We start from the raw sequence: 23,936 nt of genomic DNA on the forward strand, positions 1-23,936 counted from the left end.
TACTGCTCTCCGGGAAACAGAACAGCAACGATCCAGACTTCATTCCCATGATGTTCAAAGTAAATCCTAAACCTCTTCACGACGATGCGCGACAGTCCCTCATAGGTACCGTTCCTCTTTATAAGCCTTGCTTAATATCGGATTGAAGAGTATGGCTTCTATCTCAAGAATTAATTGAGATATGAAATCTAGCGTCTCCTCGGGCTCATATTCGAAATGTTCTCCATCAACTCTTCCGGTGAATTGACCTTGTCCATTCGATGTCACCCCTGTCTTCGGCATTCCGCTAATTTATCCCCAGTATAACATATACCGCTTCGAATCCAGAAGTTGCCGGAAGCGCCCCCTATCCCCCGAACACCGCCGAGGGAAGCCCCGTCGCGCCGACTTCCGCACAGAACAAGCCGCCGGCCTGCGGCTGGGCGTCCCGATCCTCCGCCGACAGCCCGACTCGCGCCGTGGTGATGTACAGCTTGTCCAGTGCGGGGCCGCCGAAGGCGCAGGAGGTGACCAAGGCAGCGGGAACCGGGACGGAGAGCAGCTTGTCTCCCGTGAGCGGATTCCATCGCGACACTTGCCAGCCTCCCCAGTGGGCGATCCAGAGCATTCCGTCCGAATCGATCGTCATTCCGTCGGGATAGCCCTGGTCCTCCGGGATCGCAATCGCGATTCGGCGGCCCGAGATTGCTCCCGTCGCCAGGTCGTAATCGTAAGCGACGACCTGCCGTGTCGGCGTATCGATGTAGTACATCGCGCTTCCGTCCGCGCTCCACGCCAGGCCGTTCGAGCAGCCGATGCCGCCGACAAGCGTGCGGACGGCGTGCTCGGCATCCAGCGCGTACAAGGCGCCTTGGCCCGGCTTGTCGGACAAGGACATCGTTCCGGCCAAGTAACGACCGACGGGGTCGCACTTGCCGTCGTTAAACCGATTGCCCGGCTTGTCTCCTTCGACCTCGGCGAGCCGCGCCAGCTCGGCCGTCGCCGGGTTATAGGCATAGTAGCCGTCCTGCCGCGTGACCGCCCATCCGCCGGAGCGTCTCGGAACGACGGAGCTCACGAAGGAGCCGAGTTCGTGAGAGATGCCTGTGTTCGGGCGCTGCGGATCGTACTCATGGATGCGGCCTGCGACAATATCGACCCAGAGCAGACGCTCGCTCGCAGAATCCCATACCGGCCCCTCGCCCAGCTCCGCCTTCGTGTCGTGAACCAACCATAGCTTCGTCGTCATGACAGCCCTCTTTTCCCAATAAATGATTTAAACGTAACACGATTCGCGCAACCCGCTCAAGGCGTCTCGCTTGTATACATGAGAGTTGCCGGGCGCTACTGCCAGGTCATCTTGAGCAATCGCAAGTAGTCGAACAGCGCGAGCCGGTACGCCTCGAAGTTCAGGCCGACAGCACGAATCAACTCTGCGACCTGCTCTTGCGCCTGAAGGCGATAAGGGGCGTGCCACCGCCTGTCGTTCCGGCTCCAGTACAGCCGCGAAGTCGCGTTGCGATAGGTATTCGCCATCTCGGCGTTGTTGTTGAGGGAGATCAGCCTTCCGAGCAGCTCGTGCTCGAACGCGATGAGGTCTCCCGGGCCGGCATTGAATGAATGGGTGGCATCCTCATGACCGGAACCTCCTCCCGAAGCTCCGTAAGCCCCGCCGCCAAGAGCCTGGAATCGCTCCGCCAGCTCGCGCGACAGCTCCTTCAGCCCCCTCTCCCTCGAGACATGCGCGCTGCCGACGGAGAACAACGCCATGGAAGCGACGACTTCGAGCAGATCCCCGATTCGCTGCGACGAGGAGTCGAGAACGAGAACGCCGTGCTTGGAGGCGATGCGGACGAAGCCTTCGAGCTCCAATTGCTGAAGCGCCGCCCTCACGGGCGTTCGGCTCATGTCGAGCTCCCGGGCGAGATGGACTTCCGAAGTGACCGCTCCCTTCGGAAGGTCGCCGCTCTCAATCTTGGCCAGAATCTGGCCGTACGCCTGCTGGCGCAACGTCGGACGAGCCATCCCGCTCTCCCCTCCTTCCCGAATCGATCGACTGTCGAGTATGATTATCATGATAGAACAAGTAGCGAGGGAAAGGAAGATCGCAATCCATGTCCATGGGCGAACCGACGCTGAGAGACCGGGCCTATCAACGCATCAAGAGAAGCATTGTCGAAGGGGAGTGGGACGGCGGAACGTTCCTGTCGGAGAAGTGGCTGAGCGAGAAGCTGCAGATGAGCAAAACCCCCATTCGCTCGGCGCTGGACCGGCTGGAGATGATGGGGCTCGTTAAGCTGGTGCCGAACCAGGGGTTCGTCATTCAGGAGATTTCGCTTAAGCGCATCCTCGACATCTACGAGCTGAGGCTGTCGCTCGAGACGTTCGCGGTCAGCCGCCTGACCGGCCGAATGGACAGGACGTTCTTCGACATTCTCGACGCCAATCTGGAGAAGCAGGCCGACGCGGTTCGGCGGCAAGACATTATCGGATACGTGGAGCTGGACCGGCAATTCCACGAAGCGATTATCGCGGGGATGGACAACGAGGAATATGCGGAGGCCGCCTCCCGAATGCAGGACAAGTTCCTTCTGGCGGTTCGGACCACCTTCTACAAGAATAAGGAGCGCTTATGGGGCAGCCTGGATGAGCATCGGCAGATCCGGAACGCGCTTGCGGGCACCGATCCGGCGCTCAGCGAACGGCTGGTTCGAAGCCATATCGAATTCGTGAAGCAGATTATGCTCTGATGATGTATGGCTGTTGATGTTGATGTTGATGTTGATGTGATATTGATGTATACAAGTGAGACATCTTGAGCATCTAATCGCCCCCGTGCTACCTTAAACTCATCCTAGCATGGGGGTTGGTCGCATGAAGATCACGGATGTTCGAACGTATATCGTCGGGAATCCTTGGAAAAATTGGCTGTTCGTCCAGGTCGATACGGATGAGGGAATCAGCGGGTTGGGCGAAGGCACGCTTAACGGCTTGGCCAAGACGGTCGAGGCGGCCATTCACGAGTTGAAGCATCTGGTGCTCGGCATGGACCCGTTCGACGTGGAGACAATCTCCCTCAAGATGATTCGCGACGTCTATTCGGACGGAGGCCAGGTGCAGGGCTCCGCGCTGGCCGCCATCGAGACGGCTTGCTGGGACATTATGGGCAAGGCGACGGGGCAGCCGCTCTACAAGCTGCTCGGCGGCAGGTGCCACGACAAGCTGCGCTGCTACGCCAACGGCTGGTACCGGGGCGGGGCCGACGAGGAGAGCTTCTATTCCCAGGCGAAGGAAGTCGTCGCGAAGGGGTACACAGCGCTGAAGTTCGATCCGTTCGGCGCGGCTTGGCGCACGGTTGAGCGGGCGGATCACGCAAGCGCTGTCCGCAATATCGCCGCCGTACGGGACGCAGTCGGCCCCGACGTCGACATTCTGATCGAAGGACATAACCGGTTCAGCGTGCATACGGCACTGCAATTCGCGGAAGCGATGGCCCCGTACAACCCGACCTGGTTCGAAGCGCCGGTGCCGCCTTATCGCGTCTCTTCGGTCGTCGAGGTAGCGAAGCGCAGCCCGGTGCCGATCGCTTGCGGGGAGGATTATTACAACCGCGAGCAATTCGCCGAGCTGCTGAAGCACGACGCGGTTCATATCATCCAGCTCGAGCCGCAATTCCTGGGGCTTGCCGCCTCGAAGCAGATCTGCGGAATGGTTCACGCGCACAACGGAGTGACGGCTCCGCACAGCGCGCAAGGGCCGATCTGCTCCATCGTCTGCTCTCATCTGAACATGGCGACTCCGAACTTTTTCCTGCATGAGATATTTGACGACTTTAATCATTCCTGGGCGCAGGATATCTTCTCTCCCCCGTTCAAGGTCGTCGACGGCTACTTGCAGCCGCCGGAGCGCCCCGGCCTCGGCGTCGAGCTCAACCTTGAGGAAGCGGCCAAGTATCCGTATCATCCCGGCCATTGGCTGCCGCTGTTCAAGCAGGGCTGGGAGAAGCGGGAACGGGTCGAATAGGAGGCGCGAGCGGATATGGGAACGACTGCGAGTACAGGCAACAATGAGAACAAGAGCATGAGAGCCTTGATTTACGAGGGGCCTCGTACGATGAACATGCGGGAGGTGCCGATTCCCGAGCCGGGGCCGGACGAAGTGCTCATCCGCGTCGAGCGGGCGGGCATCTGCGGGTCCGAGCTGGGCGGCTACCTCGGCCACAATTCCTTGCGCAAGCCGCCTCTGATCATGGGGCACGAATTCTCCGGCGTGATTGAACGGGTCGGCGAGCGGGTTGGCGGGGCGGACAGGGAGTGGGCCGGCCGGCTGCAGCCGGGCGACCGCGTCACGGCGAATCCGCTCGCAACGTGTGGCTCCTGCCGATACTGCCGCAACGGCGCATCGCAATTGTGCCGGGAGCGGCAATTGCTGGGGGCGCATCGCCCGGGAGCGTTCGCGGAATTCGTCGCGGTGCCTGCCCGCAATGTCTACCTTCTCGGCGACAGCCTGTCGTTCGAGGAGGGCGCGCTGGCCGAGCCGTTCGCATGCGCGATCCACGTCTGCCGCCTGCTGGAGCTGACTCCGACGGATCGGCTGCTCATCTACGGCGCGGGGCCGATCGGCCTGTTCGCGCTGCAAGCGGCGAAGGTGTATGGCGTTCGGGACGCGGTCGTCGTGGACCTGAACGAATCGCGGCTTGGCATCGCGAGAGAGCTGGGCGGAATTGCGGTGACGAGCGTGGACGAGCTGCCGGAGGAGGTGCGCGGCGAATTCGATGCCGCGATCGACGCCGTCGGCGCGCAAGCGACGAGGCAGCGCAGCGTCGAGGCCGTTCGGCCCGGCGGCCGCGTCGTCTTCACGGGTCTGCACGAAGCGGCGAGCGCGCTGCCGATCAACGACATGATCCGCAGCGAGATCAGCGTCAAGGGGGCATTCGCCTATTCCCAGGAAGACTTCGAGACGGCGCTGCTCTGGATCGGTCAAGGGCGAACGGGCTTGCTGCCCTGGACGGAGACCGTACCGATTCGCGAGGGCGCTGCGGCGTTCGAGAAGCTGATCGGCAGACCTGGCCCGGTGGCGAAGATTCTCCTCAGCTTGGCACCAACGGAATAACAGAAGCAACGAAGACACCCCGAACGGGAGGAACCTCAATCATGAAGCTGGTGCAATTCTATGTGCGGCAAGACCCGGATCGCAAGCCGAGAGTCGGTGCGGTCAACGGCGAATCGGAGATTGTCGCCTTGAAGACGGAAGGAACGATGCGGGACGTCATTGAAGCCGGCGGCGCTTCCGATCTCGGCAAGGGCGACTCCCATCGCCTGGAGGACGTGAAGCTGCTCTCCCCTCTCACCAATCCTGACAAAATCATCTGCATAGGGCTCAACTACCACGACCACGTGATCGAGTCGAACATGCAGGTGCCGAAGGTTCCGGTGCTGTTCCCGAAGTACAACAACTGCCTGCTCGGCCATGATGACGAAGTGACGATTCCGGCCGAGGTCGAGCAGTGCGATTACGAGGTCGAGCTTGCGGTCGTCATCGGCAAGACGGCCAAGCGGGTGCCGCTTGAGTCGGCGATGGACTATGTGTTCGGCTACACGATTCTGAACGACGTCAGCGCGCGCGACATTCAGTTGAACGAGCCTCAGTGGACGCGCGGCAAGGCGATCGACGGCTTCGCGCCGACGGGGCCGTGGATCGTCACCGCCGACGAGCTCGCAGACCCGGGCAACCTCGGCATCTCCCTCACGCTGAACGGAGAGACGATGCAGAACTCGAACACGAAGGAACTGATTTTCAACATTCCGTACCTGATCTCCTTCCTGTCGAACACGATGACGCTGCAGCCCGGGGACATCATCAGCACCGGCACGCCTCCGGGGGTCGGCATGGGGAGGAAGCCGCAGGTGTGGCTGAAGCCCGGAGACGTCGTCGAAGCGACGGTCGAAGGCATCGGAACGCTGCGCAACGCGTTCGCGGCGGAGCGAATCTAAGGAACGGCGAGGTGCGCCATGAGCTGGGAAAATAAAGTTGTTATCGTCACGGGGAGCGGAGGGGGCATCGGTCGGGCGGTCGCTTGTCGGTTCGCAGGCGCCGGCGCTTCGGTTGTTCTTGTCGGGCGAACGTTCGGCAAAGTGCAGGCCGTCGCCGACGAGATTGCGGAAGCGGGCGGCAGAGCCGTCGCCATGGCGGCGGACGTCTCCTCCGAGGAAGACGTCGCCCGGGTGCTCCGCGATACGGTCGCCGCGTTCGGCCGGATCGACGTCATGGTGAACAATGCGGCCGTCTGCCCGCAGGTCAGGCTGACCGACATGAGCCTGGCCGAATGGAACGGCGTCATCACGAACAATCTGACGTCCGTGTTCCTGTTCTGCCGGGGCGTGGTCCCCCACATGCTGGAGCAAGGCGGCGGCGCCATCGTGAACGTCAGCTCCGTTCATGCGCTGGCGACGCTTGACGGCTATTCCGCGTACGCGGCGTCCAAGGCCGGCATCGCGGGGCTCACTCGGGCGATCGCTCTCGATTACGCGAAGATGAACATTCGCGCGAACACAGTGCTGCCGGGAGCGGTGCGGACGCCGATGCTGGAGAGCAGCCTGAAGAATCTGGACACGCCGCAGGAAGAGATCATGAAGCAGTGGGACGACTCCCAGCCGATCGGCCGGGTCGGCCAGCCCGAGGAGATCGCAGCCGTCGTCATGTTCGCCGCCAGCCCGGACAATTCGTTCATGACCGGCGCAACGCTGGTCGCGGACGGCGGCATGACGGCGGAGCTGTAGACCTCACGACAAGAAGACCCGCCGATCCGGTTGCGATCGACGGGTCTTCCACATTAATCAGTTAATCTTGATAGAGGACACGACATCGTTAAAGCCGTCGTCCGACAGCTTGTTGTCATCTGCCGTCCGGGTCAGCACGTCGCCTTGGAAGTTGTTGTTCTTGTACAACTCTACCGTGCTGCCGCCATATACTCGCAGCGAAGAGAGGCTGTCGTTCGAGAAGCCTGCTTCTTGCAGTTGAGCCAGCGTGTAGCTTCCCTTCGGCAAGGATACTGCGATACCGCCATAATCGGCGTCCTTATAGAACGTTGCTCCTTCTTGCAAGCCGAACGCTTCGAATTCATAGATGCGGGCGGCGGTATTGCTTGTCTGAGTGGCGTCGGTGATATAGAGCCTCAGATAGCGGGCGTTCAGATTGACATTGTGCGTCGTAACGTTAGCCGTATTGTCCGTCACAACGGCGGCATCGGTCCAGTTCGTGCCATCATTGCTATATTGGATTTGATAATCGGCCGTGTTGTAGTTCTTGGTCTCTCCTCCGCTTGCTGCATGCTTGACAACGAACTGATAGATGTTCATGACCGCGCCCAGGTCGATCTTCAGCCAGTGCGGCTCGGCGCCCGATGCGCACCACTTGCCCGTGGACACATACCCGTCGGCGCCCAGGCCCGGCTCTTCCCCGGAATTGTAGGCATCGGCCGTCTTCGTTCCGGCAACTGTCAGATTCACATAGTCGTACAGCTCGATCTCCGAGATCTGGAAGTTCGACCCGTTGTTGCTCGTAAACGAGAACCGGATATATTCGTATCGGGTCGTGTTGCTCATTCGGAACTCTCTTGTCTGATAACGAAGCGGGAAGCTCTCATTCGTTCGCGTGTCGATCGTCGTCCAATTCGTACCGTCATTGGAGCCCTGAACCGTCCAGCTCTTCGGGTCCCGAATGCCGGAATTGTCGTTAGCCGACGTCAGCTTGTACCGATTGATGGCATACTTCCCCCCATTGCCGAACTGGTACTGGAGCTTGACGTCTGTCCCGTGGGGCACGTAATACTTGGTCGTCTTGTCGTTATCGAACGCCTTGCTCATATCCTCATTCGTCGGACTGTCCGTATACGTGGCTGTTATCGTTCCTCCGGAGGCGCGATCCGCCTGCGGCTCTCCCGTTCGTGGAATATCGACGTTCACCTGCAGCGGGTAGTGATCCGACGGATACAGGTCGCTCTCGGTGTAGTAATTGATCTCGACCGAATTGACCTTCACCGCGTTGCGCTGGAAGATCCAGTCGATATGCTGGTTCGCCATATCCTTCTCGCCAGTCCATTGGTGTGCCGTACTATCATCCGTGAACGGCTTCCCCAGTTGCGCCCACGTGTCCTGGAAGCTCGATCCGTTCAGCGTGCTGTACACCGACGAAGTCTCGTCGCTGTTGAGGTCGCCCCCGATGAAGACCGGCGTGTTGTCCGGCTTGACGTAGCTGGCAATCCGGTCGAGCAGCAGACTCGCTCCTTGCGCTTGTGCCGCTGCTTTGAGAGAGAAGTGCGTATTGAAGTAATAGAAGATCGTCTGGTTGTCCGATTGGGCACGGAACTTGGCCCAGGTCACGATGCGCGGATAGCTGCTGTCGCTCGCGCTCTTACTGCCTGCCACGTCGGGCGTATCGCTGATCCAGAACTGGCCGGTCTCCATTACGTCGAACTTGTCCGTACGGTACATGATATTCGAGTATTCATTGGTAGTATCTCCGTAGCGGGACTGCCCGATGGAGCCGTAATTGGGCAGTTGATCGAGGAAGTAATCAATCTGCACCTTGTACGCCTCCTGCATGCCGATAATATCCGGGCCATATCCATTGATGACGTTGACGGCTCGTGACTTGCGGTTGTCCCAGGAGTTGACGGTCCCGTCGTCGCCGTTCAGATTGCGTACATTGAAGGACATCAGCTTAAGGTTGTAGGAGTCCGATCCGGAAGGCTGATAGAAGGCCTCCACGCTTTGAATGCGATTACAAAATAAACCGGCAAGCAGCATGGCTGCAAACATGACAATGATAAGCTTCGATCTGGTTATGGACAATATTCTCTCTCCTATCGATTAAGGGGATGGTCTTCCCTGGTTCTGACTTCTTACGATCGCCCAGCTCCCGCTCTTCTGCACGTCGGACGGCGATAAGCTGGTATATTTCTTAAACACGGTGCAGAAGTGCTTGTAATCACTGAAACCCGTCATGTCGGCAATCTCGTTGATGCGGTATTGCCCGCCGCACAGCAGCTCGATCGCCCTCTGTACCCGGTGCTTGCTGAGAATCTCATGGAAGGTATGCCCCGTTGCCTCTCGGAACTTCCGGCTCAGATAGCTTGAACTGACCCCCAGCTCGCAAGCGATGAATTCCAGACTCACCTTCGTCGCATAGCTGCTCTTGATCCGCTGCAACGCTTGTTCCACATAATAGTTAACCGGCTTGTCTGCAGCAACAAACATCTCCAGATCGGAGAGATCGGGCCCTCCGGAGCTGCTTCGCGTCTTCTCCATGATCTCTTCCCGCGCCCGTTCCTGACCGACTTCTCGCCTGATTCGACCTACGATCCGCTGCAGCTTGAATTCATCCACAGGCTTCAACAAATATTCGGTGACACGAAGGGAGATCGCCTGCTGAGCATATTCGAATTCGGTATAGCTGGTCAGAATGATGCTGCTGATCGGGCGAATCTCCATCATTCTCTCCAGCATCTCTATCCCGTTCATGCAGGGCATCCGGATATCCGTGATCACGAGATCAGGATGAAGCTCTTCGAACAAGCGAAGCCCTTCCGTTCCATCGCCGGCCTCTCCAACAACGATACAGCCCATCTCGAGCCAGTCGTACGTATGCACGAGCCCCTTGCGGATGATCTCCTCGTCTTCCACGATAAGCACCTTCAGCATGCGTCGCTCCTCCTCGCTGCGGGAAGCACAATTCGAATCAAGAAGCCGCGAAGCTGCCCGTTGATAATCTCGACTCCATAATCTTTGCCGTACATGAGCTGTACTCTCCGATGAACATTGTATAGCCCGATATGCTTCGTCGGATTGACGCCTGCACGGAATATTCCATTGAGCTTGGTCTGCATATCCTCGGTTATTCCTGATCCATCATCCTCGACGACGACCTCCAACTTGTCCTCGACCTGTCTTGTGAACACGCGAATCGACAAGGTCGGTTGATCGGCGAAGCCGTACTTGATCGAATTCTCGATCAGAGGCTGAATAAGCAGCTTCGGAACGATACAATCCTCCGTCTCGGCCTCCGAATGAATCTCGTATTGAAGATTTTTGCCGAAGCGGCACTTCTGGATAAGCAAGTAATTGTTCGTATGAGCGATGTCCTCGTCCAGTCGAACCTCGTTAACCGTATGGTTGATGCTGTATCTCAGCAGTTCGGACAAACTGACGACGATCCTGTCGACAGAAGACGGGTCCATCTTGACCAGATAGCGAATCGTCTCAAGGGTATTGTACAGGAAGTGAGGATCGAATTGGGATTCCAGTTGCTTGATCTCCGCAACAGCCATTTGCAGCGCTCGTTCCTTGTTCACGTCGATCAGGTTCTTGATGTCTGACAGCATCTGATTATAGGCTTCCGCGAACACCTGGAACTCGTTGTTCGTATTGAGCTCCAGACGTGTATCCAGTTTGCCGGCCTGAACGTTCTCAATCGCCCGGACAATATCGTCCAGAACCTGAGTTTTGCCATGGGCAATCTTGCGAGCCAACAGCGAGGTTGCCAGCATCAGCAAGGCGAAGAGCAGTACCAGAAGAACCCCGACAAGCAGCAGAATCGAGTTGTAGAAGCCGATGGAGGTGAACGTGTAGACGTACAAGCTTCCGTCCAGAATTGCGCTTCGGGTCACATAGTGGCTGTCCGCCTCCGACTTCACGATGCCTGATTCATCCCGGAATCCGACAAGCAGCTTGCCGAACGAGTCGACCAGCAGCTCATTCGTATGCGCAAGCACGTAGCCGAACGAATCGGTCACCACTGTGCTTGTCGAATAGGTATTGCTGATGAGACGAACCAGGCCTTGTTCATCCATATCGAACACCCCGTACCCCAGCACGTTGCCGTTCTGCACGATCGCTCGGCCGATGGCCAGGCTTGTATCATCCGCCTGAATGGAAGACTGTCGGGAGAGAATCGTATAATCTGGAGCCGACTTCAGACTGCGCATGATTCCCCACCCGAGCGAGTTGGCCGACTGGGCATATTCCGGAATGAAGTTGGAGCTCGCAATAATCGGTTGAAGATTAGCGTCGAATACGAAGAAGTCGGCACGAAGGAGATTGGCGTTGACGAAGTCGTACAGCTCGGCGTACGCCTTGATGCCTCCCTCTCCGCTGGCCAGAGAATCGAGAACGGCAGCACTCTCGAATAGAGACTGCGCCTTCTCCTGATAGCGCGAGATTACCGAAGATAACGCTTCCGATGCTCTAACATTAATTGAGGCATTGCGGTTGGCGATGGTCTTGTAGAGAATGGAGAAGGACAAGGCGTAGCTGGACAGAGCGATAACGATGACCGGAATTAGTGCATAGAGCGTGAAGGCTCTCCGAATATCGTCTCTGTAGCGTCCGTATACTCGTCCCACAATGCCACCCTCCTCTACTGTTTTATGCACTAACCTCTCTGCTCCCGGTGAACTTGAAGAAGATGAGCAACGAGATGATCGTCGTCAACGTCAATACGCTCGAGATCGCAGCCGCGGTTCCATAGCTCGACTTGATGACCTCCGCGTAAATCGCGACCGACATGGTCTTGGTGCTTCCGGTATATAGAATAATGGAGGCGCTAAGTTCATTGATAACCGTAATCCAACTGAGAATGCCTCCGGCCAGCACGCCGGGCAGCATCATCACGGCCGTCACCTTGAAGAAGGTTCGGACAGGCGAACAGCCAAGACTGATCGATGCCTCCTCCAAGCTTGGGCTTATCTGATAGAGAATCGCCGCACTTGAACGGAGCGTGTAAGGCAGCCTTCGAACCACATAAGCCGCGATCATGATAATGACGGTGCCGCTAAGCAGCAACGGCTGCTTGTTGAAGGCCAGGAGCAGCGTAATGCCGAGTACGGACCCAGGCAAAATATAAGGGAATATCGTGATCATGTCAATAAATGACGTCAATACGTTCTTCTTGCGCGTAGAGATATAAGCGATAAACATCCCCAGCATCAGGATCAAGGCGATCGCTTCAAGTCCCATAATATAAGTGTTGGCAATCGCGTCCCATAGCGAATCGAATACCGTGCGGTAGCTCTGCAACGAGAAGGACGACAGGAACCGTGAGCCCCGGGTCGCCAGGAATGACGTGACGATAACCGTAACCTGCGGCAGTGTGGCAAGGAAGACGACTGCGTATATCGCCGCATGCACAGCGATGCTTGTCACACCCTGCATCCGGGCAGGACGGATCGGCCTTAGCGAGCTCATCGTGAATGACTTCTTCGTAACAACATACTTCTGGCCCATGAAGAGGACTGCCGTCACAATGACCATGATTGTCGCCATCGCCGCGGAGAAGTTCGCTTGTCCGCCAACCTCGCTGATGAATTCGGAATAAATCATGACCGGCATGACATTGAAGCCTTCCCCGATAAGCATCGGAGTACCGAAGTCAGCCATTGCATTCATGAAGACGAGCAGGGAGCCTGCGAGCAACGTGGGCAGCACCAGCGGCAAGATTACCGTGAACAGCTTCTTGACCGGGCTGCAGCCGAGGCTCTCCGACGCTTCGATCAATGAGGCATCTACCTTCTTCAGCGCCCCGGATACGTACAAGTAAATAAACGGGAACAGCTTCAATGTCAGCACCAGAAGAATCCCGTCGAATCCGTAGATGCTAGGCGGCACAATTCCGAACCAGTCCTCGAGCAGACGAGTGATAAGCCCGCTTCGTCCACTGAGCAGAATCCAGGAATACGCGCCAATAAAGGGAGGAGAGAGCATCGAGATGATGATCAGAATCTCGATCAGGTTCTTGCCCCGCACGCGGTAGGCGGTCATGAAGTACGCCAACGGCGCACCGATAAGCACAGCCAGAACCGTCACGCAGCAACTAATCATCAAGCTATTGATAAGCCCTTGGTAATAATACTTTTTCTCGAAAAAACGGGTGAAGTTGCTCAGCGTGAATGCGCCGGTCGACGAATCCTTAAAGCCATTAATGAACAAGGAAAGCAGCGGGTATACGAGAAACAGAGCGAACAGAACAACGATTCCGAGCGTAATGAAGGTCCAGAAGTCCGGTTTGCGCCAGCGCTTAGCCATACTTCTTCACATCCTTGATCAAGCTCTGCTCCCCATCTACGGTGAAGACATTGATCTTGCCCGCCTTCGGCGCAAGATACAGCCTGTCACCCGGATTGATAATCACATCCTCCGCACCCGTATCTTGAACGAATACGCCGGTTGATCCAGAGCCCCACACGACATCATCGTTAAACTTCACCGTATAATGCACATACTGGCCCAGAAACGTGCTATTGACGACCGTAGCCGCCAGTCCGGAATCTGCGAGGACAAATTCCTCCGGCCGCACCGAGACGACGATCGGCTGTCCGTCCTTGACATCATCGCTCAGATTGTCCATAACGACCCGACTTCCGCCCCCGAGCAGCACCTGCTTCTCGTTGCCACGGCGGCTGATGCTACCGTTGATCAGGTTGGAGTGCCCGATGAACGTAGAGACGAACACATTCGCCGGACGTGAATAAATCGCTCTCGGCGCTCCTACTTGCTGGACAATTCCGTCCTTCATGACTGCGATCCGGTCAGAGATTGCAAGGGCCTCCTCCTGGTCGTGAGTCACATATACCGTCGTAATTCCGACCTCCTTCTGGATATCCCGAATCGTCTGCCGAATCTCGATGCGAAGCTTGGCATCCAGATTGGAGAGCGGCTCATCCATAAGAAGCACGTGCGGATGAATGACGATCGCCCGCGCCAGGGCTACCCGTTGTTGCTGCCCGCCAGACAACCGTTCCGGCAGTCGATCGCCATACGATGCGATCTTGACAACGTTCATGATCTCTTCAGTCCGCTCTGCTCGTTCTTGACGGGCCAACTTCCGGAACTTCAGCCCATATTCCACGTTCTGCTTGACAGTCAGATGCGGGAATATCGCGTAGTTCTGGAATACCATGCCGATATTGCGCTTGTGGGTGGGGATGTCGTTGATTACCTCGTCGTTGAAGCGGATCTCGCCCCCTTCGATCGAATTGAAGCCGGCTATCATTCGAAGCAGCGTTGTCTTGCCGCAGCCCGACGGTCCGAGCAAGGTGAACAGTTCCCCATCCTTAATATCGAGGGACAAGCCGGGAATAACCGTAATATTGCCGTTATCGTATTGCTTCACAACGTTGTCAATATGGATCTCTACGCTCATATCGCCTCTCCTTTAGCTGGACGGGCAGGTCGCTCTCGCAACCTGCCCGCTTGCTACTCTCTCTTAACTACTCTCTCTTAGCTAGTGAAAATATCCTTGAACTTATCCAGCCATGCCTGGCTGTTCTCAAGCGTCTTGTTGACGTCCTCGGGGACGATCGTAATCTCCGAGATTGCCTTCAGCCCTTCCGGTGGCTCGACATCGCTCCGGGAAGCTCTCATGTTAAGCTCGGTCGAGGTCAACGTCTGCAATTCCTTCGAGGTAATAAAGTCGACGAACTTCTTGGCATTCTCCATATTCTTGGCGCCCTTGATAATCTGCACCGTACCTGGAGAGACAAGCGTCCCCTCCTTCATATAGACGATCTCGACTGGCGACCCGTCCCGGACAGCGGAAGAGGCCAGCTCTTCATGCGTCAGACCGACAATATATTCGCCGTCCGCCACACCCTTGGGTACGGCGGAAGAGCTTGCGAGCAGCTTGCCATCCAGGTTAGCCGTAAGCGATGTGACATAATCCCAGCCCTTGCTCTCGTCAGTTCCGCCGATCGTGTTCAGAATATTGACGAGGTGGCTGAAGGAAGTCGACGACTTGGCTGGGTCGGAGAAGGCAATCTTCCCCTTGAGCTTGGGATTCAGAAGATCCTCATAGCCTTCGATCTTGATATCGCCAATCAGGTTCTTGTTGACGATCATGACCATCGGAATAATGTTATTGCGAGTAATCATTCCGTCCGTGTTCTTCGTCGAATCCAGTTGAGCACTCTCGTTCGGAGAGAGGTAATCCTCGAACAGCTCCTTCTTCGGAGCGATAACGGATACAACGCCGCCCCACTCGATATCGCCGAGCGGCTTCGCCTGCTCCGCTTCGATCCGCTTCAGCAATTCGCCCGTGCCCGCCGTCACCAGTTCAACCTTGATGCCCGTCTTCGCTTCGAATTCAGGAATAACCGCATCGATAACGTCCTGGGCAGATGCCGTGTAGATAACCAACTCATTCGACTCCTGAACTGCCGTCTGTGAACCTGTGTCCGTGCCTTCGCTTGCATTCTTTGTCTCGTTCGATGTGCAAGCGGATAACCCCAGCATGCCGACCAGAGCCAGCATGGCAATAATCTTCTTCATGGTTGACCTCCTTGTTTTATTAGTACGTTTATTATGTTAGCTACGATTGAAAGCCTTTACAATCCGATAAAAACGGATAAATATCCGTAAAAGTGAACTTCGCAATCGTCAACAAAAAGAAGCCCCTCAAGGAGATGAGGCCCATGACTAGCTCATAAAATACCGTAATTAACGTCTATACTCGCGCTCTGATCACCGTAACAGAGCGGGCCGGAAACTCATGCTCGAACGCCGGACCCGATACCGTCCGCGTGGAAGCAATTGGGGAGATGCGGGTCGGCTCCTCGAACGAATTGACGTCGTCCAGTCCATGGCCGGACAGCTCCTGGACGTCGAGCGTTACCGGACCGTCGCCCGGCCAATCCTCCAGCACGATGCGGGCCGACTCGGCTTCGCCGCGGACGTTAACGACCTTAAGGATCGTGTCGCCCGTCGCTTCCTCGTGGCTGGCGGTATAGTAGAGGGGCTCGATAAGCGGAACCCGGTCCTCCGTCTCGGAATAAAGCTCTCCGTTGACCGACGCGCGAACGGTCCGGCCCGATACCTGAAGCTCCAGGTCGTACACGGCTCCGTTCTCCACCTCGAACAGGCTGTGCGTCAGCACCGAGCCGCGCCCGCCGACGAGCGAATGGATGATGCAGTCCTGGTTCTGCCAGCCGCCGAGCTCCCAGAACAAGTGATTGGCTTCATCCTTCCAGCCGAAGATAAGCGCGAAGCCGTTCGGACCGCCGCCGAGCTTCGTCGCCTTCAGCCGAAGCGTGTAGTCGTCCCAGTCGATCTGACCCAATTGCACGATTGGCTTGTTCGTCTCGACCGACGCTTCCAGAGCCGCATCCTCGTACGAGAGCTGCTCTCCCGTGACGTTGTTGACGATTCGGATGTCCGTATAACGAACGCTGCTTCCCGAGGTGCCCAAAGCGATGGAGCCGCGAATCGCTCCCGGCTCGGTCAGCGGCGCCGCTGCCCCGAAGCCGCCCGCTTCGATCGGCACGAGCGCGTCTCCCTGGTTGTGCATGAACAACCGCTGCACATAATAGTTGGCGGTGCCAAAAACCTGATGATTGTTAAACCAGATCAGGTCCGGCTTCCAGTTGACGTAATCGACGTTGCACAGCAGCGGAGCGTAGCAGGCCAGCCCGACCGCGTGTGCATTCCGTTCGAGACCGGTCATGAGTGCCGCTTCGGCCAGCGCGTTGTAGTACGCATTCCCCCACGAGGCGTATTCGCCCAGGAACACCTTGGATTCGTCGGCCTTGAAGTCGTCGTAGCGGTCGACATGGGCCAGGAACCATTCGGGTGACTGATAATAATGCTCGTCCACAAGATCCGAGCCGTTATCCCGGGCGGACTTCCAGCCGCGTTCGTATTCCCCGCCCGCGGCGAACGGGCCGCTGGAGTTGATGATCTTGATGTCCGGGTACTTCGCCTTGATCGCGCGATGGAAGTAATCGTACCGCTCGAAGAACGGCGCCCCGACCTCCTCGTTGCCGATGCCGATGTATTCGAGGCCGAACGGCTCCGGATGACCGAGCTTCGCGCGGATACCGCCCCACTCCGTCGAGGCGTCGCCGCGGGCGAATTCGATCAGATCGAGCGCATCGTCGATCCACGGGCCAAGCTCGTCGATCGGAACCGCGCGCTTATGGTGCGGATCGTAGCCGGCGGGCAGGATCGGAATCGCCTTAGCGCCGATGTCCTCGCAGAACTGGAAGTATTCGTAGTAGCCTAGTCCGAGCGTCTGATGATAACGCCAGTTGTTGCGGCGCGGCGGGCGCTGCTCGACATCTCCGATCGTATTCTTCCAGCGGTACATGGAGTCCCTGTCGTCCGGGTTCAGCGAGCCGTCGTGAACAAGGCAACCGCCGGGGAATCTCATGAACCGGGGCTTCAGATCCGCCAGCATAGTCGCGATATCCTCGCGCAAGCCGTTCGAACGGCCGCGATAGGTCTTCGCCGGGAATAGCGACACCATGTCGAGGAACAGCTTGCCGCCGCCCTTCGTAACGATCGTCAAGCGGCTGCCGTAATCCGTTGCGCTGGCGACGAGCTCCGCTTCGTAGCGCTTCCACTCGGCGGAGTCCACCGCGATGACCGCCTCGCCGTATACGCGCCCGTCCGCACTCTCCAGCGCGATATGGACCGGCTCTTCCCAGGAGGCGTCTCTGCGGGCATGGACCGAGAAGCGATACGCTTCTCCTTCGCGAACCGGAATGCCCGTGTTGAAGCCTTCATTGGAGAGGCCGACGCCGTCGCCTTCCTCCTGAATGTCGAGGACCGCATAGTGCAGGTTGCGGGCGTTAAGCGGATGCTCGTTCGCTACGGACAGCCCGGCCCGGCCGCCTCCCCTCTCGACCTTGCTCCAGGCCGTCAACGAATCGTATCCGTCGCGATCGATCGGATCGAATTCGAAGGAACGGTTGCGAACGAGTTCGGCGTACAAGCCCCCGTCGGCGGCATGGTTCAAGTCTTCGAAAAAAATGCCGAATAAATCCCCCAGCCGTGCCCCTCTTTGTCCTGTCTTGATCGTTATTGTCCCTTGCTGCGTCATCCGCGTTCACTCCTAGCGAGATAGAGTCTCCCTCTATCGTAGACATTTCCCAATCCCGCAACAATCGATTATCCTATGAGTAACTGACTTATCGTGCTTTTTTTCTATGAAGGCGGGAGGTGACTGAGATGATTGAATTGCTAAGCTGCGGCTACCGGTTCGTTCATCCGAACGGGGTCAAGCTCGATCGGCCTTACGGCTCGGGCGACTATGCTTTTGTCTTCTTCCGGAACCGGTCGGAGGTGGTCATCCGGGGAGAACGAACGATCTGCAAGCGGGATTCCTATATCCTGTTCGGACCGCGAACTCCTCATTCGTACCGGGAGTCGGAGCTGCCGTTCGTGAACGATTGGTTCCATTGCCTCGGTGACGAGATGGAGTCGCTGCTCGCCGATCTGGGCCTCCCGCTCGACACGCTCCTTCCGGCGACGGACCCTTCGTTGATCTCGAGAAGCATCATGGAGATGCACCGGGTTCGGAAGCTCGGCGGTCCGCTGGCGAGCGCCATCCTCGATACGGAGATTCGCTCGCTGCTCATGAAGCTGAGCAACCTCCGCGAGCTGTCGCTCAGCGAACGGCAAGGCCGCAGCTTCCGCCAATTGTCCGAGCTTCGCGACACCCTCTACAATTCGCCGCAGGAACGCCACACGGTGGAGTCGCTGGCTTCGCGGCTCCACTTGAGCAAGTCGTATTTTCAACACTTGTACAAGGAACTGTTCGGCTGCTCCGTCGTCACGGACATCATCAACGGAAGGATGGAATACGCGAAGTACCTGCTGCAGCACAGCTCGTACTCCGTCTCGGAGATCGCCGCGATGTGCGGCTACAACCATGACACCCACTTCATGCGCCAGTTCAAGAAGTTCGTCGGCGTCTCTCCGGGGCAATTCCGCGCGGGGGCGCTTAGACGGGAATAAGGGAGGGACCGAATCCGGCCCCTCCCTCGCTTCAGGAGAGCATCAACGCAGCGCCGATTGCGCCCGCCTGCACGCCGAGCTTCGGAGCGACGAAGCTCACTCCTCTTCTCATCGAGCCAATGGTATGGGCCTCGATGTATTCCCGCATCGGCCCGAGCAGAGGCTCGCCGATGCGGGACGCTCCGCCGCCGAGAATGATGACCTCCGGATTGGCGATATGGATCGTGCTGACGAGTCCCGCACCAAGCGCCCGACCGGCCGTGCGCAGCACTTCCAGCGCCAGCCCGTCGCCTTGCGCAGCCGCTTCGCCGACATGGCGGGAGTTGATGCCCGCAGCATCCCCGCCGGCCAGGGCGAGCAGCCGTGCGCCCCGAACCGGGTCCGCCGCTGCCGCTTCCCGCGCTTGCCGACCGATCGCCGTGCCGGAGGCGTACATCTCCACGCAGCCGATGTTCCCGCACGGACAGGAACGCCCTTGCCAGTCGATCGTAATATGGCCGAGCTCCGCCGCGCTCGCGTCGCGGCCGCGCATCAGCTTGCCGTCGCAGACAATGCCGCTGCCGATGCCGGTCGAGATCGTAATGAACACGCAATGTTGTGTGCCGATGCCCGCTCCGGCCTTCCACTCGCCGAAGGCGGCCGCGCTCGCGTCATTGTCGACGGTCACCTTGACGCCGAGCAGACGCTGAAGCTCGCCGCCAAGCGGCACGTTCGACCAACCAAGGTTCCCGGCGTACTCGACCGTCCCGGTAACGGGATCGAGCGTCCCGGCCGTCGCCACGCCCGCTCCCTGAAGGGAATAATCCTCCTTCACAAGCCGCTCCACCATCTCCGCCATCGTTCGAATAATCGCTTCATGTCCCCGCGACGCTTCCGTCGCTTGCTCCTCCGATGCCAGAACCTTGCCTTCCGCATCGACGATAACGGCCAGAATCTTCGTACCGCCCAGATCGATCCCCGCATATACCGGAATCATGTTGCCATTCCTCCCTCTCGTCCATTGGACTTATCCTATCGTCTTGTTAGCCTATCGTCTTGAATACTTGCTGAAGCATAAACACGGCGGCCCCGTACAGAGGGCCTTGATCCCCGTACGACGAGAGCAGCAGCCGTTCCGCCCCGAACGGCACCGGGAACGGAATGCTCTGCATCTCCGCCCGAAGCTTCTCCATGAACTTCGGCGAGCGGGCCATCCATCCTTCGAGGATGACCGCTTCCGGACTCACGAGGTTGACCGCCGTCGTCATCATCTGCACAAGCGCCGCGATGTACCGATCGAAGAGTGCGTCCAGCTCGCCCCCCGACTCGTAAGACGCGAGAGCCTCGTTAAGCGTCTCCGGGGGCCTGGAGCCGCTCGTCATCGCCGCGCGCCGGGCGTCATCCGCAATCGAAGCAGCCGACAGCATCGTCTCGATGCAGCCGCTTCGCCCGCAACTGCACTCGCGCCCGTGCGGCTCGACCGGAATGTGGCCGATCTCGCCGGCGCCGCCGCGGTAGCCCGAGAAGATCTGCCCGCCCAGGATCAACCCCGATCCCATCCCTTCGTGGATGTACAGATAGAGGAGATGGCTCTTCCCGACGCCGGCGCCGTTATAATATTCCGCGAAGGCGGCCGCATTCGAGTCGTTGAAGAGCTGAACGGGAATGCCGGGGAAGCGGCTCGCCAGCTTCTCCTTAAGAGGAAGCCGCTCCAGCTTCAGGGCCGTCGAGTAAATCACGCTCGCGCCGACTTCATCCACGATGCCCGGAGCCGACACCCCGATGCCCAGAAGCTCCCCCGTGCCGAGCGTCTTCGCCCTCTCCATGCCGCGAGCGACAGCGGCGAGCGCCGCTTCGGACACCGCCTCGTTGCCGGGGCCAACCCGTTGCCTCGCTTGTTCGACGATCTCGCCGTACAGATCGACGATGGCGCTATCCAGCCATTCGCCGCTGAGCGAGAGGCCGAGCACATAGCCGCCGCGGCGGTTGATCCGCAAGGCGATCGCCTTCCGCCCCGCTCCGGCGGAGGGGCGTTCGCCGACCTCCTCCACCTTCCCGGAGGCGATCAGCTCCTCCACCAGCGCCGACACGGTCGTCGGGCTCAGCTTCGTGATCGCCGCAATCTCCGCGCGGGAGAGCATTCCCTCCAGGTGAAGCAGGTTGAGGATGGCGGCCGTATTGATCTCCTTCATGAATTGCAGATTGCCTTTGGATCGCTGCATCGCTTCTCCCTCCACATCTCCGTTCTTAACCGGTTCTCTCCAGTCGTCTTCGGTCTTCATAGGCTTCATCGCGCTTCATTGGTTTCATCACGCTTCGTCACGCTTCTTCACGCCTCATTGGTTTCATCGCGCTTCATAGGCTTCTTCAGGCTTCTTCCGGTGCTCGATTGGCCCCATTCTACCATAAATAAGTCCAGTAGACAAATTAATTACCTTATATTGTAATTCACAATGAGCGAAGATAGCGACAAATGATTCGCATCCCCACCATGAATATGGTAAAGTTCAAATCAGGATACCCTTCTATATAATGGAGGATTTGTTGCAATGGGCTCTAACCCTCTCTATAAGCAGATTCAACTCTATCTTCAGGAACAAATCTTATCCGGCAAGCTTCGCCCGGGCGACCGGGTTCCTTCGGAGAGAGAGCTGTCCGCCCAATTCCAAGTCAGCCAGATCACCTCCAAGCAAGCCCTCTCCGCGTTGGCCGACGCGAACATGGTCATCCGGGTCAAAGGCAAGGGGACGTTCGTCGCGGGCCGCGGCGACAAGGATCTGCTGCACTCCGTCAACAAAGGCTTTAAGGGGATCGTGGGCATCATCTTCCCTTCGATTCATATGCCGATCGAGAGCTTGCTGTTTTATTTTATTCAGACGCTGCTGCACGCCGCCGGGTATCAGACGCTGATTCGCGTAACCGAGGATGACAGGAACAAGGAAACGGAGGCCATTCGGATGTTTAAGCTATTCGGCGTCCGCGGCTATCTTATTTTCCCGGCTATCGACGAGAGCTACAACGAGGAGATTCTACGGCTGTCGTTGGAGAAGTTCCCCCACGTGCTCGTTGATCGCCACTTGCCGAACATTACAAGCAGCAGCGTCATCTCCGACAACATCCACGGGACGATCGGAGTCATTCACCGTCTTCTCGATTCCGGCTGCCGCAACATCGCGTTCCTTACTCAGCAGAGCATGAATACGAATACGCAAGAACGGATGTCCGGATTCGAGAAGGCGTTCACGTTGCGGGAGCTTCCCATTAACAAAAAATATTGGTTCTTCGTCGATAAAGGACCCCGGAACGATCGGGAGACGATTGCGAGGCTGAAGCAATTCTTCGAGGCCCATTCCGAGATCGATGCCGTGGTCGCCGTGGATACGGTTGTCGCGATGCTCGCTTACAGCGTTCTGCAGGAGATCGGCTTGACCGTTCCGGACAGGATGAGGCTCGTCTCGTTCGACGATCCGAAGCTGCCGTTCGTCCCGTTCATCAAACAGGATGTCGAGAGCATCGCGAAGCATGCCGTCGACATTCTGCTCCGTCAGATGGAGTCGGCCTACAAGGTCGAACGCGTTATCGTGCCCGTGCGATTTATCGAAAATGTCCGCTACCCGTTCCCCAGCGATCTCCGAGATAGAGATCATGACGCCTAGATGCCGGCCGGCAAACATAAAGCTTCTCCGGCGTCCTCAGACGCGGGAGAAGCTTTGCGGAGACGATGCAGACAATAAATAAGCGCGAAGCTTATAAATTCGGTTGGCGATTTTATGCGGTTTTTCATATTCGTCGGCTCGGTTCGGAGGGAATCGCGGCGTTTTATGCGATTTTTAGCATACCTACGGAGAAGGGAGCCGGAGTTCCCTCCAGGAATGTGATTTTTCGCATAGAATCGTCCAAACCGCCCGGTATCGGGCTGTGCCAATGTGAATTTTCACATAAAATCCGGCATCGGGCGGCATCGGAGGCTTCCGTCTATCTTGCCAGGGCTCGAATGGGGCTCCGCTATCGCACCTGCGTTATTCGGCCGAACCGGATCTGGATCTGATGTCCCTCCGACTCTTCTCCCGGCCTGGCGCGGGCGACGGACGTCACCACGGCAAGCTCGTCTTGCCCCGTCTGATAGATGCTCGGCCAGACATTCTCATACGTCGTCCAGGAGCCGAACGGGGCGGTCTCATTCGTGTGCCAGGTCGCTCCGAAGTCGCCGCTGTACGACAGCTCGTGTGAGTTCGAGGTAACGACGACCGTCCCGTCCGCAAGCGACTCCACATAGGGGCCGCCCTTCTGATGGGGAATGGGCGTGCCGATTCCTTCCCCCCAGATGACTCCGTCATCGGAAGTTTTGAAGTAGACGTCGCACTTCTCCGTCCCGCACACTTCCAGAACGACGATATACTTGCCGTTCGCCATTCTCGTCCAGACGGGCATTCCCGGCCGGGATTGCTCGCGCTTCTCGTCCCAGGAGACCCAGATCTCGTCCCCCCACGTTCTGCCGCCATCCTTCGATATTTTCTGCGAGAGCACCTGACTGTAGGCCGGAGAAGCCAGGGCGTACTTCTCGCTTGCGTACATCACCCCAAGATCTCCGTTGTCCAGTTGACAGAAGTGCGTCTCGTACACGCCGCGGTCCGGGTTGCCCAGCTCTCCCGGCTCCCCTTCGTTGGAATCGATCAGGCTTAAATACGTCCAGGTACGGCCCAGATCGGTGCTCCGGTATGCCTCAACCCGATAGGATTGCTGCCAGATGACGGACCTTAGCCCCAACAGCAAGCTGCCGTCCTCCAACTGAATCATCTGGCCGTTGTCGAGATCCCTGCCCGGGTCGGACAAGGAGCCGATGACCGTCCAGGTTCTCGTACCGTCCGAGCTGACGGCGAATTCCAGCGTATTGCCGCCTTCAGGGTCCTTGCCGTATCCTTTGTTCGCATAAATCGTATAGACGATGAGCCAATCGCCGTTGCTCAGCTTCGCCATCCGTCCGTATTGGGAGCCGAACTTCCCCGGACGGATGTCCCGCGCGTCCCTGCCCGCATCTTCGAAGAAGGGCTGATTATGAATCAGGATCGGCTCTTCCCAGGATATCCAAGCCTTGCGTTGTTCGCTCATTCTCTTAGAACCTCTCCATTCCGGGCATCATGAATTCGCCAATGCATGGTTCATTTAGCCGCGCCTCCGACTGCCGATTGCCGC

19 protein-coding genes are annotated in these 23,936 nt (G+C 58.0%); 7 read left to right on the forward strand and 12 right to left on the reverse strand.

What is annotated here, in order from left to right; translation table 11 throughout:
• Positions 1 to 346: 346 nt before the first annotated feature.
• Positions 347 to 1,228, reverse strand: coding sequence for an SMP-30/gluconolactonase/LRE family protein (locus tag E6C55_RS10785; protein ID WP_136369797.1), 882 nt, complete (start codon positions 1,226 to 1,228; stop codon positions 347 to 349).
• A gap of 95 nt (positions 1,229 to 1,323) precedes the next feature.
• Entirely contained in the window at positions 1,324 to 2,004 is a 681-nt protein-coding gene (locus tag E6C55_RS10790) for a GntR family transcriptional regulator (RefSeq protein WP_168735578.1), read from the reverse strand.
• An 89-nt stretch (positions 2,005 to 2,093) separates the two neighbouring features.
• Between E6C55_RS10790 and E6C55_RS10795 the strand changes: the two genes are divergently transcribed.
• The 5 genes from E6C55_RS10795 to E6C55_RS10815 all read left to right on the forward strand — a co-directional run bounded on the left by E6C55_RS10795 (position 2,094) and on the right by E6C55_RS10815 (position 6,758).
• The gene (locus E6C55_RS10795; RefSeq protein WP_136369799.1) at positions 2,094 to 2,729 is read left to right on the forward strand and encodes a GntR family transcriptional regulator; all 636 of its coding nucleotides are present in this window, start codon (positions 2,094 to 2,096) and stop codon (positions 2,727 to 2,729) included.
• Between the two features lie 124 nt (positions 2,730 to 2,853).
• Positions 2,854 to 4,002 carry a mandelate racemase/muconate lactonizing enzyme family protein gene (locus tag E6C55_RS10800; RefSeq protein WP_168735579.1) on the forward strand — a complete coding sequence of 383 codons (1,149 nt, stop codon included), beginning with the start codon at positions 2,854 to 2,856 and terminating at the stop codon, positions 4,000 to 4,002.
• Positions 4,003 to 4,017: 15 nt separating this feature from the next.
• Positions 4,018 to 5,091, forward strand: coding sequence for a zinc-dependent alcohol dehydrogenase (locus E6C55_RS10805; protein ID WP_230986643.1), 1,074 nt, complete (start codon positions 4,018 to 4,020; stop codon positions 5,089 to 5,091).
• Between the two features lie 41 nt (positions 5,092 to 5,132).
• Positions 5,133 to 5,972 (forward strand): fumarylacetoacetate hydrolase family protein, encoded by an 840-nt coding sequence (locus tag E6C55_RS10810; RefSeq protein ID WP_136369801.1) that lies wholly within the window; start codon positions 5,133 to 5,135, stop codon positions 5,970 to 5,972.
• 18 nt (positions 5,973 to 5,990) lie between these two features.
• Positions 5,991 to 6,758, forward strand: a complete 768-nt coding sequence (locus E6C55_RS10815; protein WP_136369802.1) for an SDR family NAD(P)-dependent oxidoreductase — start codon at positions 5,991 to 5,993, stop codon at positions 6,756 to 6,758.
• A gap of 57 nt (positions 6,759 to 6,815) precedes the next feature.
• On the opposite strand, the gene E6C55_RS10820 is transcribed toward E6C55_RS10815, so the two are convergent.
• The 7 genes from E6C55_RS10820 to E6C55_RS10850 all read right to left on the reverse strand — a co-directional run bounded on the left by E6C55_RS10820 (position 6,816) and on the right by E6C55_RS10850 (position 17,847).
• Complete coding sequence (locus E6C55_RS10820; protein WP_136369803.1) at positions 6,816 to 8,831, reverse strand: discoidin domain-containing protein; 2,016 nt, start codon at positions 8,829 to 8,831, stop codon at positions 6,816 to 6,818.
• Positions 8,832 to 8,849: 18 nt separating this feature from the next.
• On the reverse strand, positions 8,850 to 9,680 hold the full coding sequence (locus E6C55_RS10825; protein WP_136369804.1) for a response regulator transcription factor: 831 nt from the start codon (positions 9,678 to 9,680) through the stop codon (positions 8,850 to 8,852).
• Entirely contained in the window at positions 9,674 to 11,380 is a 1,707-nt protein-coding gene (locus tag E6C55_RS10830; protein ID WP_136369805.1) for a sensor histidine kinase, read from the reverse strand. The genes E6C55_RS10825 and E6C55_RS10830 overlap by 7 nt, the downstream gene beginning before the upstream one ends.
• A gap of 22 nt (positions 11,381 to 11,402) precedes the next feature.
• Positions 11,403 to 13,058: an ABC transporter permease gene (locus tag E6C55_RS10835; protein ID WP_136369806.1), complete on the reverse strand. Its 1,656-nt coding sequence runs from the start codon at positions 13,056 to 13,058 to the stop codon at positions 11,403 to 11,405.
• A complete protein-coding gene (locus tag E6C55_RS10840; RefSeq protein ID WP_136369807.1) occupies positions 13,051 to 14,175 on the reverse strand; it encodes an ABC transporter ATP-binding protein in 1,125 nt (374 codons plus the stop codon). Before E6C55_RS10840 ends, E6C55_RS10835 begins: the two co-directional genes overlap by 8 nt.
• A gap of 77 nt (positions 14,176 to 14,252) precedes the next feature.
• Positions 14,253 to 15,299 (reverse strand): ABC transporter substrate-binding protein, encoded by a 1,047-nt coding sequence (locus E6C55_RS10845; protein WP_136369808.1) that lies wholly within the window; start codon positions 15,297 to 15,299, stop codon positions 14,253 to 14,255.
• A 175-nt stretch (positions 15,300 to 15,474) separates the two neighbouring features.
• On the reverse strand, positions 15,475 to 17,847 hold the full coding sequence (locus E6C55_RS10850) for an alpha-L-arabinofuranosidase C-terminal domain-containing protein (protein WP_136369809.1): 2,373 nt from the start codon (positions 17,845 to 17,847) through the stop codon (positions 15,475 to 15,477).
• 128 nt (positions 17,848 to 17,975) lie between these two features.
• On the opposite strand from E6C55_RS10850, the gene E6C55_RS10855 reads away from it, so the two are divergent.
• On the forward strand, positions 17,976 to 18,764 hold the full coding sequence (locus tag E6C55_RS10855) for a helix-turn-helix domain-containing protein (protein WP_168735580.1): 789 nt from the start codon (positions 17,976 to 17,978) through the stop codon (positions 18,762 to 18,764).
• A 31-nt stretch (positions 18,765 to 18,795) separates the two neighbouring features.
• On the opposite strand, the gene E6C55_RS10860 is transcribed toward E6C55_RS10855, so the two are convergent.
• Together E6C55_RS10860 and E6C55_RS10865 are read right to left on the reverse strand one after the other, a co-directional pair.
• Positions 18,796 to 19,740 (reverse strand): ROK family protein, encoded by a 945-nt coding sequence (locus tag E6C55_RS10860; protein ID WP_136369810.1) that lies wholly within the window; start codon positions 19,738 to 19,740, stop codon positions 18,796 to 18,798.
• A gap of 46 nt (positions 19,741 to 19,786) precedes the next feature.
• Entirely contained in the window at positions 19,787 to 20,965 is a 1,179-nt protein-coding gene (locus E6C55_RS10865; protein ID WP_168735581.1) for an ROK family transcriptional regulator, read from the reverse strand.
• 327 nt (positions 20,966 to 21,292) lie between these two features.
• Here E6C55_RS10865 and E6C55_RS10870 point away from each other — a divergent pair, with 327 nt between their 5' ends.
• Positions 21,293 to 22,399, forward strand: coding sequence for a GntR family transcriptional regulator (locus E6C55_RS10870; RefSeq protein ID WP_136369812.1), 1,107 nt, complete (start codon positions 21,293 to 21,295; stop codon positions 22,397 to 22,399).
• Positions 22,400 to 22,748: 349 nt separating this feature from the next.
• On the opposite strand, the gene E6C55_RS10875 is transcribed toward E6C55_RS10870, so the two are convergent.
• Complete coding sequence (locus E6C55_RS10875) at positions 22,749 to 23,852, reverse strand: sialidase family protein (RefSeq protein ID WP_136369813.1); 1,104 nt, start codon at positions 23,850 to 23,852, stop codon at positions 22,749 to 22,751.
• Positions 23,853 to 23,936: the final 84 nt, after the last annotated feature.

Origin of the sequence: Cohnella fermenti, assembly GCF_004801405.1 — a bacterium.
Classification (GTDB): domain Bacteria; phylum Bacillota; class Bacilli; order Paenibacillales; family Paenibacillaceae; genus Cohnella; species Cohnella fermenti.